Source organism: Streptomyces xanthochromogenes, from assembly GCF_014650455.1.
GTDB lineage: Bacteria > Actinomycetota > Actinomycetes > Streptomycetales > Streptomycetaceae > Streptomyces > Streptomyces xanthochromogenes.
On record NZ_BMUZ01000021.1, the window covers coordinates 72,306 to 85,996 of the forward strand.

The window sequence follows — 13,691 nt, forward strand, 5'->3', positions numbered from 1 at the left end:
ATGGCGCAGAACACCCGCACCACGCCGGCCGGTACGCCCACCAACGTCACCCAGAACCACACCAAGGGCGGCATCGGCGAATCCACGCTGCGGCCCGACGGCACCCTCAAGGTGACCGGTGAGTTCGCGTACTCCTCGGACATGTGGCACGAGGACATGCTGTGGGGCCAGACGCTGCGCTCCACCGTGGCCCACGCGCTGATCGAGAACATCGACATCTCCGAGGCCGTCGCGATGCCCGGCGTGTACGCCGTGCTCACCTACGACGACCTGCCGGCCAAGATGAAGAACTACGGCCTCGAGATCCAGGACACCCCCGTCCTGGCCAACGGCCGGGTCCGCCACCACGGTGAGCCGGTCGCCCTCGTGGCCGCCGACCACCCGGAGACGGCCCGCCGCGCGGCCGCCAAGATCAAGATCGACTACAAGGAGCTGCCGCTCGTCACGGACGAGGCCTCGGCCCTCGCTCCCGACGCGCCGCTGATCCACGAGGGCCGTGACGACCACCACTCCGGTCACGTCCCGCACCCCAACATCGTGCACCGCCAGCCGATCATCCGCGGCAACGCGGACGAGGCCGCCAAGCGCGCCGACGTGATCGTCAAGGGCGAGTACACCTTCGGCATGCAGGACCAGGCGTTCCTCGGCCCGGAGTCCGGTCTCGCGGTGCCCGCCGAGGACGGCGGCGTCGACCTGTACGTCGCCACCCAGTGGCTGCACTCCGACCTCCAGCAGATCGCCCCGGTCCTCGGCCTGCCGCCGGAGAAGGTGCGCATGACGCTCTCGGGCGTCGGCGGCGCCTTCGGTGGCCGCGAGGACATCTCGATGCAGATCCACGCCTGCCTCCTGGCGCTGCGCACGGGCAAGCCGGTCAAGATCGTCTACAACCGGTTCGAGTCCTTCTTCGGCCATGTGCACCGTCACCCGGCGAAGCTCTACTACGAGCACGGCGCCACCAAGGACGGCAAGATCACGCACATGAAGTGCAAGATCGTCCTGGACGGCGGCGCGTACGCCTCGGCCTCCCCGGCCGTCGTCGGCAACGCCTCCTCGCTCTCCGTCGGCCCGTACGTCATCGACGACGTCGACATCGAGGCGATCGCGCTCTACTCGAACAACCCGCCCTGTGGCGCGATGCGCGGCTTCGGCGCGGTCCAGGCCTGCTTCGCCTACGAGGCCCAGATGGACAAGCTCGCGGCGAAGCTGGGCATGGACCCGGTCGAGTTCCGCCAGCTCAACGCCATGGAGCAGGGCACGATCATGCCGACCGGCCAGGTCGTGGACTCCCCGGCCCCGGTCGCCGAGCTGCTGCGCCGGGTCAAGGCCCGCCCGCTGCCGCCCGAGCAGCAGTGGCTGGCGGCCGGCGAGGAGGCGGACGTCCGCGCCCTGCCCGGCGGCCTCTCCAACACCACGCACGGCGAGGGCGTCGTCCGCGGCATCGGCTACGCGGTCGGCATCAAGAACGTCGGCTTCTCCGAGGGCTTCGACGACTACTCCACCGCCCGGGTCCGTCTGGAGGTCATCAACGGCGAGCCCGTCGCGATGGTCCACACGGCCATGGCGGAGGTCGGCCAGGGCGGTGTCACCGTGCACGCCCAGATCGCCCGTACGGAGCTGGGTGTCACGCAGGTGACCATCCACCCGGCCGACACCCAGGTCGGCTCCGCCGGTTCCACGTCCGCCTCCCGGCAGACGTACATGACCGGTGGCGCGGTGAAGAACACCTGCGAGGCCGTCCGGGCCAAGGCCCTGGAGCTCGGCCGCCGCAAGTTCGGCTCCTACCACCCCGCCTGGGCCACCGCCGAGCTGCTGCTCGAAGGCGGCAAGGTCGTCACCGACGGCGGCGAGGTCCTCGCCGACCTGGCGGACGTCCTGGAGGGCGAGGCGATCGACGAGGAGCTGGAGTTCCGGCACCGTCCGACCCAGGCCTTCGACCTCGTCACCGGCCAGGGCAACGGCCACGTCCAGTACACGTTCGCCGCGCACCGCGCGGTGGTCGAGGTGGACACGGAGCTCGGCCTCGTCAAGGTCGTCGAGCTGGCCACCGCCCAGGACGTGGGCAAGGCCCTCAACATGCTCTCCGTCGTCGGCCAGATCCAGGGTGGTACCACCCAGGGCCTCGGCGTCGCGGTGATGGAAGAGATCATCGTCGACCCGAAGACCGCGAAGGTGCGCAACCCGTCCTTCACGGACTACCTGATCCCGACGATCCTGGACACCCCGACCATCCCGGTCGACGTCCTGGAGCTCGCCGACCCGAACGCGCCGTACGGTCTGCGCGGTCTCGGCGAGGCCCCGACCCTCTCGTCCACCCCGGCCGTCCTCGCGGCGATCCGGGCGGCGACCGGTCTGGAGCTCAACAAGACCCCGGTCCGCCCCGAGCACCTCACGGGCACCGGCGCCTGATCCCTCCCCGGGGATCCCCCGATCCCTCCGGGCGGTGCGTGCCTCCCAGGAACGTCACACTTCCGATGCCCGCACCGCCCGGAGCACATCAGTACCGCACCGCTCGCGGTCCTCGCAGCACCCGTAGCACCAGCAGTACGAGCACCACTGGCACAACCGAGTCACACCAGCAACACCCGTAGCCATCTGCACTGCGGTACCGCCTCCGGTACCCCGGCAGGAGCAGACACCGTTCGTCTCGGGCCGTCCCCCGGGTCGTGCAGCCCACGCACCATCCCAAATCCCGCAGCTTGTCTGACCTGAGGATTCAAGTCTTATGCGGGTGCCCCTGTGAACCTTGGGAGTAGGCACCATGACCCAGCAGTCCCTGGAGCCGAAGACCACCGCCGAGGACGCGGGCTCCGGCTCCCGTCCCCCCGCCGGCAGGTCTTGGCTCGACCGGTACTTCCACATATCCGAGCGAGGATCGACGTTCGCGCAGGAAGTGCGCGGCGGCATCACCACCTTCATGGCGATGTGCTACATCCTCCTGCTCAACCCGCTGATCCTCTCGACGCCCGATGTCGACAAGCATGTGCTGGGCCACGCGGGCCTGGTCACCGCCACCGCGCTCGCGGCCGCGGTCAGCACCCTGCTGATGGGTTTCATCGGCAAGGTCCCGCTCGCTCTGGCCGCCGGACTCAACGTCTCCGCGGCCCTGACCACCCAGGTGGTCCCGAACATGACCTGGCCGCAGGCCATGGGCATGTGCGTCATGTACGGCGTCGTGATCATGCTTCTGGTCGTCACCGGCCTGCGTGAGATGATCATGAACGCCATCCCGCTGGCGCTCAAGCACGCGATCACCATGGGCATCGGCATGTTCGTCGCCCTGCTCGGCCTGGTGAAGGCCGGATTCGTGGGCAAGGGACCCGAGAACGGACCGCCCGTCACCCTCGGCCTGACCGGCCAGCTCGTCGGCTGGCCCGTCTTCTTCTTCGCGATCACGCTCCTGCTGATCTTCGCCCTGCAGGCCCGCAAGGTGCCCGGCGCGATCCTCATCGGCATCGTCTCGGGCAGCGTCCTGTCCTTCGTGGTCACCAAGGCGGCCGGCCTGACCGACGCCGACTGGGGCGGCGCCGCTCCCGGCCTCAAGGGCAGCGCGGTCTCCTCACCCGACTTCGGCCTCTTCGGCCACGTCGAGTTCGGCGGCTGGGGCTCCATCGGCGCCATCAGCGTCGGCATGATCGTCTTCACCCTGGTGCTCGCCGGCTTCTTCGACGCGATGGCCACCATCATCGGCGTCGGCCAGGAGGCCAAGCTCGCCGACGACAAGGGCCGCATGCCGGGCCTGTCCAAGGCGCTGTTCATCGACGGTGCGGGCGGTGCGATCGGCGGTGTCTCCGGCGCCTCCGGCCAGACCGTGTTCATCGAGTCCGCCTCCGGCGCCGGTGAAGGCGCCCGTACCGGCCTCTCCTCGGTCGTCACCGGTCTCTTCTTCGCCGCCTGCCTCTTCTTCACCCCGGTCACCCAGCTGGTCCCGGCCCAGGTCGCCTCCGCCGCCCTGGTCGTCATCGGCTCGATGATGATGAGCGCCGCCAAGCACGTGGACTGGAGCGACCGGTCCGTCTCCATCCCGGTGTTCCTCACCGTGGCCCTGATGCCGTTCACGTACAACATCACCGCCGGTGTCGGCGCGGGCGTCGTCGCCTACACCGTGATCAAGGCAGCACAGGGCAAGTGGCGGGAGATCGGCGGGTTCATGTGGGCCCTGACAGCCGTCTTCACCATCTACTTCGCCCTCCATCCCATCGAGAACTGGCTCGGCGTCAAGTAGCGGCCGCGCCGCTGACGCCCTCCACACGTCGTTAAGGAGACCGAACATGCTGGACATCGCCGAAGAGCTGAACCGGTGGGTCGAGCAGGGACGCGAGTTCGCCGTGGCCACCGTGGTGGCCGTCGGCGGCAGCGCGCCCCGGCAGCCGGGTGCCGCCCTCGCCGTCGACAGCGACGGCACGGCGATCGGTTCGGTCTCCGGCGGATGTGTGGAGGGCGCGGTCTACGAACTCTGTCAGCAGGCGCTCGAAGACGGCGAGACCGTCCTCGAACGCTTCGGATACAGCGACGAGGACGCCTTCGCGGTCGGCCTGACCTGCGGCGGCGTCATCGACATACTCGTCACCCCGGTCGGTGGTAACGCCCCCGCCCGCACGGTGTTCGCCGCCGCCCTGGCCACCGCCGCGCGCGGCGAGGCCGCCGCGGTCGCCCGGGTCACCGACGGGCCGGCCGAGCTGATGGGCCGCGCCCTGCTCGTCCACCCCGACGGCCGTTACGAAGGCGTTCTCGGCGGACACCCCGAGCTGGACCGTGCCGTGGCCGACGAGGCCACCGCCCTGCTCGACGCGGGCCGCACCGCCACGGTCTCCCTCGGCGCCGACGGCCGCCTGTGCGGGCAGCCGCTCACCGTGCTCGTCGAGTCGAGCGTCCCGGCCCCCCGGATGATCGTCTTCGGCGCCATCGACTTCGCCGCCGCGCTGGTCAGGGTCGGCAAGTTCCTGGGCTACCACGTGACCGTGTGCGACGCCCGGCCCGTCTTCGCGACGAAGACCCGCTTCCCCGAGGCGGACGAGATCGTCGTGGAGTGGCCCCACAAGTACCTGGAGCGCACCGACACCGACTCCCGTACGGTCCTCTGCGTCCTGACCCACGACGCCAAGTTCGACATCCCGCTCCTGGAGACCGCGCTGAGGCTGCCGGTCGCCTACATCGGCGCGATGGGCTCGCGCCGCACCCACCTGGACCGCAACAAGCGGCTGCGCGACGTGGGCGTCACCGAGCTGGAACTGAACCGCCTGCGCTCCCCGATCGGCCTCGACCTCGGCGCGCGTACGCCCGAGGAGACGGCCCTGTCCATCGCCGCGGAGATCGTCGCCAACCGCCGCGGCGGCAGCGGGGTCGCCCTGACCGGCGCCCACACCCCGATCCACCACGACGGCTCGACGAAGGTCGGCCGCATCGGCTCGGTCGCCTAGCTCCCGCCGGCTCCGACGCCGCCCGGGGTGACCGTCCCCGACCCGGGCGTTATGCGGGTGACTGCCCGTTTCGGTCGGGTTAGGGTCGCCGCATGAGCGAGCTGGAGTTCCGCGACGTGCCCGAGTCCGACGTCGACCGCGCCCTGGAGCTCTGGTGGCTGGTCTTCCACGACCGCCCCGACGAGAAGGAGAAGCGCGAGTACCACCGCGCGATGGTGCTGCGCTGCGACCGGGTGGGCGCCTACGACGGCGACGCACTCGTCGGCTTCCTCGTCGCCCACCGCTTCACGCTCTCCGTCCCCGGCGGTGAACTCCCGTGCCCCGGGCTCACGTTCGTCTCCGTCGCACCCACCCACCGCCGCCGCGGCGTGCTCTCCGGCATGATCGCCGAGGTGTTCCGCCGCTGCGCCGCGCACGGCCGTCCCATCGCCGCGCTGTGGGCCTCGGAGGCAGCCATCTACGGCCGCTTCGGATTCGGCGCGGGCACCTACGGGACCACGGTCGAGATCAACTCGACCCGCCCGCTCGACCTGCGCATCGCTCCCGACCCGCGCCCCCTGCGTCTGATCGACCCCGCCGACGCGCCCGCCCAACTCGGCCCCTCCTACGAGACGACCCGCACCCGCCGGGCCGGACGCGTCGCGCGCGACGCGGAGCGCTGGCGCGGCGAGTGGCTGCCCGAGACCGACGAGGACGACGAGGAGCTCGGCCCGCCCCGGGTGGTGGGCCTCGGCGCCGTCGGCGAGCCGCTCGCCGGTTACGCCGTCTACCGCACCCGGCGCGAGGACGACCCCGCCAAGCCCGGCACCGTCCAGGTCGCCGAGCTGGAGGCGGACACCCCGGCGGGCGAGGCCGCGCTGTGGAACTACCTGGCCGGCATCGACCTCACCGGTACCGTCCGCGCCTGGGGCCTGGCACCGGACGACCCGCTGCTGCTGTTCGCGACCGACCGGGACCAGGTCAGGGTCGTCGCCGAGTTCCCCGCACTGTGGGTGCGCCTGGTGGACGTCGGCGCCGCGCTCACCGCGCGTTCCTGGGCGGCCGAGGTCCTCCTCGTCCTGGAGATCACCGACGACCGCGTCCCGGCCAACGCCGGCCGCTTCCGCCTGGCCGCCTCCCCGCACGGCTGCACCTACGAGCCGACCTCGGCCGCGCCCGACCTCGCCCTCGACGTGCGCGACCTGGCGGCCTGCTACCTGGGCGGCACCGAGGTGCGCCGCCTGGTGCTCGCGGGCCTGGTGACGGAACACACCCCGGGCGCGGCCGATGCCCTGGACGCGGCGCTGCGCACCACGCAACTGCCGCACACCGTCGACGAGTTCTGACCCACCGGGGGAGCGGGGCGGGGGCATGCGCGGGCCGGAGTGACGAGGCTCTCGTAGCCGGGCGGGCGGGGCCGGGACGAACGTCCCGCGGTGAACTCCCTGCTCGGAGCGGGAACCGGACGCGCCCTTGGCTCCGTCTTTGCCTGCGCGTTAGGGACCAAAGTCCCGGCACGCGGCGCCCGCACCGGACCTCTCGTACCACTGATGGCGCGTCAACCCCCTTGGATGTCAAGAAGGTTGTCGGTATTCGGGTATTTTCTGTCGATACCCGGCCGGGGAATTCACATTTCGGGATTCGAGCGCGATCGTGCGATCGTGGCCGACTGGTGAAGCTCCGCTGCCGTACCGGCACGTACCGAGGGGATGGGGAATCCATGGCGCGACCGACTGCCCACACACGCCGCATCGCGATGGCCACGGCTGCGGCCGTGGTCCTGACGGGCGGCGTCGCCGCCGCGGTGTTCCTCGGCAGCGACACCTCCGCCGACGGTCCCGGCCCAGCCCTCGCGCATTCCTCCGCCAAGTCCCATGCCCCCGGAAAGTCCGACGACAAGCCGGCCGGTGGGCCCTCCGGCCCCGCCCGGCCGTCGGGCCCCGGCGGCGACGACAGTGCGCCGGACGGCTCGGACGGCTCGGCCGACGCCACCGGCGCCGCCGGGCCCCCCGGCTCCGGCGGGATATCGGAAACGATCGACCACGCCACCGAGAGCGGCGGGAAGTCCGTCTCGATCACCATCGACGACGGCCCGAGCCCGGTCTGGACGCCGAAGATCCTCGCCGTCCTCAAGCAGTACGGCGTGAAGGCGACCTTCTGCATGATCGGCCCCCAGGCCAAGGCCGACCCCGCCATGGTCAAGGAGGTCGTCGAGGCCGGTCACCGGCTCTGCGACCACACCGTCAGCCACGACGAGGCCATGAACAAGAAGCCCGTCGCCTACCAGAGCGCCGAGATCCTCGACGCCCAGAAGATGATCGAGCAGGCGGCCGGCGGCGCCAAGGTCCAGTACTTCCGGGCGCCCGGCGGCGCCTTCACGCCCGACAACCGCCACATCGCGGCCGGCCACGGGATGCGCCCGCTCGGCTGGAACGTCGACACCAAGGACTGGAAGCAGCCCGGCACCGGGACGATCGTCAAGACGGTGAAGCAGGAGCTCAAGAACGGCCCGATCGTGCTCTTCCACGACGGCGGCGGCTCCCGCGGCCAGACGGTCGAGGCACTGAAGGAGCTGCTCCCGTGGCTCGCCAAGGAGGGCTACACCTTCAGCTTCCCGGCCGTCTGACGCGCGCCGCTCACGGCATCGTCGCCCACAGCCCGCAGTGGTGGACCCCGCCCGGCCGCACCGGGCCCGTACGGTCCGGCGCCAGGCCCTGCACCTGTGAGCGCGTCCAGCGCGGCGCCCCGCCGCCGCCCGGGTCCCCGAAGCGGGCGAACCGCGTCCAGTACCCGATCATCGTGTCCGCGAGCCGGTGCTGACCTTCCGTCATATTTCTTGGCCTGCCGCCCAGATCGAACAGGTACGGCAGCTCGGTGGTGTGGGTCGCGCCCAGCGGGAACGGCGGGGGAGCGGGCGTCGGGCGCGGCGGGTCCGGGTCGGCGAACTCGTAGCGCCACACCGGCTGACGCGCCGCGAGCAGTGACCCGGTGCGCAGCGTGGGACAGGCGTAGTTCGCGTCCCCGACGACCGCGCCGAACACCGGCCCGCCGTCCGTGCCGTGCACCGGATACGCTGCCACGACCTCCGCGGCCCGCGCCGGGTCGGGCACGAACTCCCGCACCACATCGGGCCAGTTGGCCGGATTGACGGACGTGCCGGCCGCGATGATGCCGGCCGCCCAGACGGTGCCCTCGTCGTGGTTGGCCCCAATGAGCACCGGTACCCGCGCCACCCGCCCCGAGGCGACCGCCCCGGCCGGGTCGCGCGGCAGCAGAGGAGTCCCGTACTCGGGCTGTGCGTCCGCCCCCTGCGCCGCCAGCAGCCGGGCCACCGGAACCCGGCGCAGACAGCCGAGCACATCCGCCCGCCGTGCGCAGCCGACCGCGTCGGCGAGCTTCGCCCCGGCGGCCTCCGCCGCCGCAGGTCCCACCGCATAGGGGGCGAACGGGCGAGCCGGACCACCCGTACAGGGCCCGCTCTCCATGATCGCCCGATGGAACAGCCCGGCCGCCGCGGGCGAGGCGAGCTGGGCGCAGACCGCGTAGGACCCGGCCGACTCCCCGGCGAGCGTCACGTTCCGCGCGTCCCCGCCGAACGCGCCGATGTTCCGCCGTACATAGCGCAGCGCCGCCTGCTGGTCGGCGAGGCCGAAGGTGCCCGAGCCGGGCAGGCCCGCGCGGCCGAGGAAACCGAGCGCGCCCAGGCGGTAGTCGACGGTGACCACGACCACATCGCCCCGCACCGCCATCCGGTGCGCGTCGTAGGAGCTTCCGGCACCGGAGGTGAAACCGCCGCCGTGCAGCCACACCAGCACCGGCCGGGGACGGCTCGGGCTCGCGTCGGAAGGGGCGGTCACGTTCAGGTGGAGACAGTCCTCGCCGGTGCTGCCGCCCGGCACCTCGCCGGCGGGCTGCGCGCACGCCGGTGCGGGCCGCGTCGCATCGCGGACGCCGTGCCAGGCGGCGGCCGGCCTCGGCAGCGCCCAGCGCAGAGCCCCGACGGGCGGAGCGGCGTACGGGACGCCGAAGAAGACCCGGTATCCCTCGTGGTCCGCCCCGCGCACCGCCCCGGCACCGGTCCGCACCACCGGTGCCGACCCCGCGGCCGATGCGGATGCGGCTGGTGCGGGCGGGGGCGCCACGGCGGAGGGAACCAGCACGGCCACCGCGCTCGCGGCGACCGCGGCGAGCCACCGCACCTCAGCCACCCCCCATTCCGCCCTGAGCCGCGACCATGGTGGTCCGCAGGCCGCGCACCGCGTGGCCGAGCCCGGGCGCGATCGCGTCGAGCCGCCCGGTCATCGCGTCGAGACGGCCCTGGTGGGCGCGGGCATCCGCCGCCGGAACGAGGTGCCGCACCCGGCCCGCCGCGCCGAGCGCCAGGACCACGGCGTCGTACGCCTCGACGGGCCCGGTACCCCGCAGCACGGCGGTGAGCCGCGCCTGAAGGGCCCGTACGTCCGCCGCGTGCCGCACGGTCACCTCGCGCCGGGCGGAACGCCTGAACGCGGGCCGCTCCGCGACGGTGACCAGGCCGAGGGCCGCGAGCCGGTCCTCGACCGCGCCCAGGGTCTCCCCGCGGTCGGCGCGCACCCACGCCTTCCAGGTGCGCCGGTGCCCCCCGACGCGGGACAGGACGAGATCGAGCACAAAATCCCCGGTGCTGCCGGTGTCCGTCACCGCCACCTCGCCCGAGGTGTCGGCGACGCGGCCCAGGCAGGCCAGCTCCGCGAGCAGCGCCGCGCGCAGCAGGAAGCCGGTGCGGGTGCGGCCGTAAGGGGCCCCGGCGTCGGTGTCGTAGGCCGCGAGATACATCCGGCCGTACAGGGTGTCGGTCATGGCACCGACGCTAGGCAGGCCGCCCGGCGCGGGGCATCCACCAGCCGGACCGAACCGCGCCCCGACCACGGGATGAGTACGCGGCCGCCTCATCCCACGGGATGACCGGGGCGGCGGGCAGGGGTACGGGCGGGGCCGTGGCTCAGCCGCGGCGCGGCTCGACGAGACCGTGGTCGTACGCCGCGACCACCGCCTGCACCCGGTCGCGCAACCCCAACTTGCGCAGTACCGCGGACACATGGGACTTCACCGTCGCCTCGGACAGGTGCAGCCGGCGGGCGATCTCGGAGTTGGAGAGGGCCTGCCCGATCAGGGTGAGCACCTCGCGTTCGCGCGGCGAAAGACCGGCGAGGGCGGCGGGCGCCGGGGGCGTCGTGGTGTGCGCGAACCGGTCGAGCATGCGCCGCGTCACGGTCGGCGCGAGCAGCGCGTCCCCGCGCGCGACCACCCGCACGGCCTCGGCGAGTTCGGCGGGCCGGATGTCCTTGAGCAGGAAGCCGCTGGCCCCGGCCCGCAGCGCGGTCAGTACGTGCTCGTCGAGGTCGAAGGTGGTGACGACGAGCACCCGGGCCGCGCTGCCGGAGGCGACGATGGCCCGGGTCGCGTCGATGCCGTCCATGACCGGCATCCGCACATCCATGAGGACGACGTCCGGCCGCAACTCGCCCACCAGGCGGACCGCGTGCTGCCCGTCCGCGGCCTCGCCGACCACTTCCAGATCGTCCCGCGCGTCGATGATCAGACGGAAACCGCCGCGCACCAGCGCCTGGTCGTCGGCCACCACCACCCGGATCGTCACGACGCGTACCTTATCGGCAGCACCGCGCGTACCTCGAAACCCCCGTCGGGCCCCGGGCCCGCCTCCAGGGTGCCGCCGAGCAGCGCGGCCCGCTCCCGCATCCCCGCGAGCCCCCGCCCCGACCCGGCAGAGCGCCAACTCCGGCCTCCGGGGCGGCCGTTGTCGCTGACGTGGATGCGGACGGACTCCTCGTCACGGCACACCGACACCCGCGCCCGGCTCGCCCCGGCGTGCCGCAGGGTGTTGGTCAGGGCCTCCTGCACGATGCGGTAGCCCGCGAGGTCAACGGCGGCCGGCGGTGTCGGGCCCCGGCCCTCCTCGTGCAGCTCGACGTCCAGCCCGGCGGACCGCGCGCCCGCGGCCAGCTCGGCCAGGTCGCCGAGCCCGGGCCGCGGACGCCGGCCGTCGCCGCCCGCGCCGCCCTCCTCGCCCGCTTCCGCCCGCAGCAGCAGCCGCAGCTCCCCGAGCGCGGAGCGGCCGGCGCCGTCGATGGCCCGCAGGGCCTGCCTCGCCTGCTCCGGATCGGCGTCGAACACGTCGTCGGCGGCGCTCGCCTGGATCACCATCACCGACACGGTGTGGGCGACCACGTCGTGCACCTCCCGGGCGATCCTGGCCCGCTCCTCGGCCACCGCACGCCGGGTCTCGGCGGCGAGGTGCTGCTGCTGCGCCCGGCGCCACTGGCCCGCCGTCCAGGCCAGCGCGGCGGCAAGCAGCTGGGTGACGAGCGACAGGACCCCGCCGCCCACGAAGGCGAGCGGCGCGAGCGCGAGCATCCCGAGCAGCCCCCACCGGGAGGTGCGCACCGGCCGCAGCGCGGACAGGACGCACAGCGCGAGCTGCGCCCCGAGCAGTGCCCCGGTCAGGCTCAGCGCCGGGAAGAGCAGCCACATGGTGGACCCGAGCAGCGCGCTCACCAGGAGCACCACGGCGGGTCGTCCCACCACCCACCACAGGACCGCGGCCTGCACCACGGCGAGCGCGAGGGCGGCGGCGGGCCGCCAGGCGGCACCGGCCTCCGCCCCGGCCGCCAGACAGACGGGCACCGCCACGCCGAGCACCAGAACCGCCGACCCCGCACGCAGCACCTCGACCGCCCGGGTCGGGGGAGGGCTGCCGGTACCGCCGAGAACGCGCGTAAGACCCACGCTGCGACGCTACCAACCCCTGCCGCAGCGGAAATATTCGTGCCCGTGGCCCCGGAAATTTGCCGAAAGTACGGCGGGGCCTCCTGGCGACGCGCGCAAAATAGTAGTATTTGCCGTGCCACCTTGTCAGATCCGTGCTACTGTTGATCCCAGTTGCAGTTGTGGTTCCCAAAGACTTCAAGTGCCTTGATGGTTTTATGCCGTCGGGCGCTTTTGTATTTCCGGTGTTTTCCGGACGGGGCAATCATCGCGGTAACGACGGGGTCAGCACAGTGCGGACCCCCGGGCATTGCCCCGAAGGAGATATGACATGGCTACTGGCACCGTGAAGTGGTTCAACGCGGAAAAGGGCTTCGGCTTCATTGAGCAGGAGGGTGGCGGTCCGGACGTGTTCGCCCACTACTCGAACATCGCCGCCCAGGGCTTCCGTGAGCTTCAGGAAGGCCAGAAGGTGAACTTCGACGTCACGCAGGGCCAGAAGGGCCCGCAGGCCGAGAACATCACGCCTGCCTGACGCTGAAGCGTTTTCTGCACGCGGCTGGGGCTCGCACCTTGGGGTGCGGGCCCCAGCCCGTTGCTGTGCCACCGGGCCACCGTCACCCCATGACGGAATTTTCACGGCCCGCGGGACACCGGGCACCGCCCGCGTCCCGCCACGCAGCGGACGAACCGCCACGGCCACGGCCGGGGCGGCATCAGCCCGCTGTCCTGATCCGGCCCGCCCGCCCCACCAGGCGGCGGCTGCCCGGCATTCCGACATCGGGCGGGGGATTTCCGCGCCCCCGTGCGGCCGGATCGGAATTCAACTTCTGTTTTCGGCTCGTTCTTGCGATGCCCCGGCTGATCGAATTCGCCGGGCGTCCCTCGATACGTGCCATATCGAGGAAGGTTCTCCTTGAACCGTTCAGCTCGCACGAACGACCGCTACTCCGCCGCTCGCAAGGGCGGCGCCGACCGTGGGGCCCGCTTCCGGCCCCAGGGGCCGAACCGCTCCGGCGGCGGCCGCAGGCCCGCCGCACCGCAGGGTGAGTTCGCCCTCCCCGTCACCGTGACCCCGGCGCTGCCGCCCGTCGCGAACTTCGCCGACCTTGAGCTGCCCGCCGAGGTGCTCGAACTCCTCGCGAGCCTGGGCATGAACGAGCCCTTCCCGATCCAGTCGGCCACGCTGCCGAACTCGCTCGCGGGCCGTGACGTGCTCGGCCGTGGCCGCACCGGCTCCGGCAAGACCCTCGCCTTCGGCCTCGCCCTCCTGGTTCGCACCGCGGGCCGCCGCGCCGACTCCAAGAAGCCGCTCGCGCTGATCCTGGTGCCCACGCGTGAGCTGGCCCAGCAGGTCACCGATGCGCTGACCCCGTACGCCCGTGCCCTGCGGCTGCGGCTGGCGACGGTCGTCGGCGGGATGTCGATCGGGCGGCAGGCGGGTGCGCTGCGTTCGGGTGCGGAGGTCGTGGTGGCGACGCCGGGCCGGCTCAAGGACCTGATCGAGCGCCGGGACTGCCGTCTGGACCA

At 72.4% G+C, this 13,691-nt stretch carries 11 protein-coding genes; 7 read left to right on the forward strand and 4 right to left on the reverse strand.

Annotated elements, in window-relative coordinates:
• The 5 genes from IE267_RS37130 (at window position 1) to IE267_RS37150 (ending at window position 8,022) form a co-directional block, all read left to right on the forward strand.
• A complete protein-coding gene (locus IE267_RS37130) occupies window positions 1–2,406 on the forward strand; it encodes a xanthine dehydrogenase family protein molybdopterin-binding subunit (RefSeq protein WP_167152648.1) in 2,406 nt (801 codons plus the stop codon).
• A gap of 352 nt (window positions 2,407–2,758) precedes the next feature.
• Window positions 2,759–4,222 carry an NCS2 family permease gene (locus IE267_RS37135; protein ID WP_161258147.1) on the forward strand — a complete coding sequence of 488 codons (1,464 nt, stop codon included), beginning with the start codon at window positions 2,759–2,761 and terminating at the stop codon, window positions 4,220–4,222.
• Between the two features lie 46 nt (window positions 4,223–4,268).
• Window positions 4,269–5,417, forward strand: a complete 1,149-nt coding sequence (locus IE267_RS37140) for an XdhC family protein (RefSeq protein WP_189766285.1) — start codon at window positions 4,269–4,271, stop codon at window positions 5,415–5,417.
• Window positions 5,418–5,509: 92 nt separating this feature from the next.
• Window positions 5,510–6,742, forward strand: coding sequence for a GNAT family N-acetyltransferase (locus tag IE267_RS37145; RefSeq protein WP_167152646.1), 1,233 nt, complete (start codon window positions 5,510–5,512; stop codon window positions 6,740–6,742).
• A 374-nt stretch (window positions 6,743–7,116) separates the two neighbouring features.
• Window positions 7,117–8,022, forward strand: a complete 906-nt coding sequence (locus tag IE267_RS37150; RefSeq protein WP_229861642.1) for a polysaccharide deacetylase family protein — start codon at window positions 7,117–7,119, stop codon at window positions 8,020–8,022.
• Between the two features lie 10 nt (window positions 8,023–8,032).
• Here the strand turns inward: IE267_RS37150 and IE267_RS37155 are convergent, their stop codons facing one another.
• The 4 genes from IE267_RS37155 to IE267_RS37170 form a co-directional block, all read right to left on the reverse strand.
• Window positions 8,033–9,604, reverse strand: a complete 1,572-nt coding sequence (locus IE267_RS37155; RefSeq protein WP_229861643.1) for a carboxylesterase/lipase family protein — start codon at window positions 9,602–9,604, stop codon at window positions 8,033–8,035.
• Window positions 9,597–10,235 carry a GOLPH3/VPS74 family protein gene (locus tag IE267_RS37160; RefSeq protein ID WP_189766286.1) on the reverse strand — a complete coding sequence of 213 codons (639 nt, stop codon included), beginning with the start codon at window positions 10,233–10,235 and terminating at the stop codon, window positions 9,597–9,599. Before IE267_RS37160 ends, IE267_RS37155 begins: the two co-directional genes overlap by 8 nt.
• A 142-nt stretch (window positions 10,236–10,377) precedes the next feature.
• Complete coding sequence (locus tag IE267_RS37165) at window positions 10,378–11,034, reverse strand: response regulator (RefSeq protein WP_167152643.1); 657 nt, start codon at window positions 11,032–11,034, stop codon at window positions 10,378–10,380.
• The gene (locus tag IE267_RS37170; RefSeq protein WP_229861644.1) at window positions 11,031–12,182 is read right to left on the reverse strand and encodes a sensor histidine kinase; all 1,152 of its coding nucleotides are present in this window, start codon (window positions 12,180–12,182) and stop codon (window positions 11,031–11,033) included. Before IE267_RS37170 ends, IE267_RS37165 begins: the two co-directional genes overlap by 4 nt.
• 310 nt (window positions 12,183–12,492) lie before the next feature.
• Here IE267_RS37170 and IE267_RS37175 point away from each other — a divergent pair, with 310 nt between their 5' ends.
• Together IE267_RS37175 and IE267_RS37180 are read left to right on the forward strand one after the other, a co-directional pair.
• Window positions 12,493–12,696, forward strand: coding sequence for a cold-shock protein (locus IE267_RS37175; RefSeq protein WP_100580096.1), 204 nt, complete (start codon window positions 12,493–12,495; stop codon window positions 12,694–12,696).
• Window positions 12,697–13,077: 381 nt separating this feature from the next.
• Window positions 13,078–13,691 (forward strand): DEAD/DEAH box helicase (locus IE267_RS37180; protein WP_189766287.1); only part of this gene is annotated, 614 nt, incomplete at its 3' end.

What these genes read in the sequence shown, in the direction of transcription:
- IE267_RS37130 (WP_167152648.1), top strand. Translation starts at nt 1, where the DNA reads ATGGCGCAGAACACCCGCACCACGCCGGCCGGTACGCCCACCAACGTC.
- IE267_RS37135 (WP_161258147.1), top strand. Translation starts at nt 2,759, where the DNA reads ATGACCCAGCAGTCCCTGGAGCCGAAGACCACCGCCGAGGACGCGGGC.
- IE267_RS37140 (WP_189766285.1), top strand. Translation starts at nt 4,269, where the DNA reads ATGCTGGACATCGCCGAAGAGCTGAACCGGTGGGTCGAGCAGGGACGC.
- IE267_RS37145 (WP_167152646.1), top strand. Translation starts at nt 5,510, where the DNA reads ATGAGCGAGCTGGAGTTCCGCGACGTGCCCGAGTCCGACGTCGACCGC.
- IE267_RS37150 (WP_229861642.1), top strand. Translation starts at nt 7,117, where the DNA reads ATGGCGCGACCGACTGCCCACACACGCCGCATCGCGATGGCCACGGCT.
- IE267_RS37160 (WP_189766286.1), bottom strand. Translation starts at nt 10,235, where the DNA reads ATGACCGACACCCTGTACGGCCGGATGTATCTCGCGGCCTACGACACC.
- IE267_RS37175 (WP_100580096.1), top strand. Translation starts at nt 12,493, where the DNA reads ATGGCTACTGGCACCGTGAAGTGGTTCAACGCGGAAAAGGGCTTCGGC.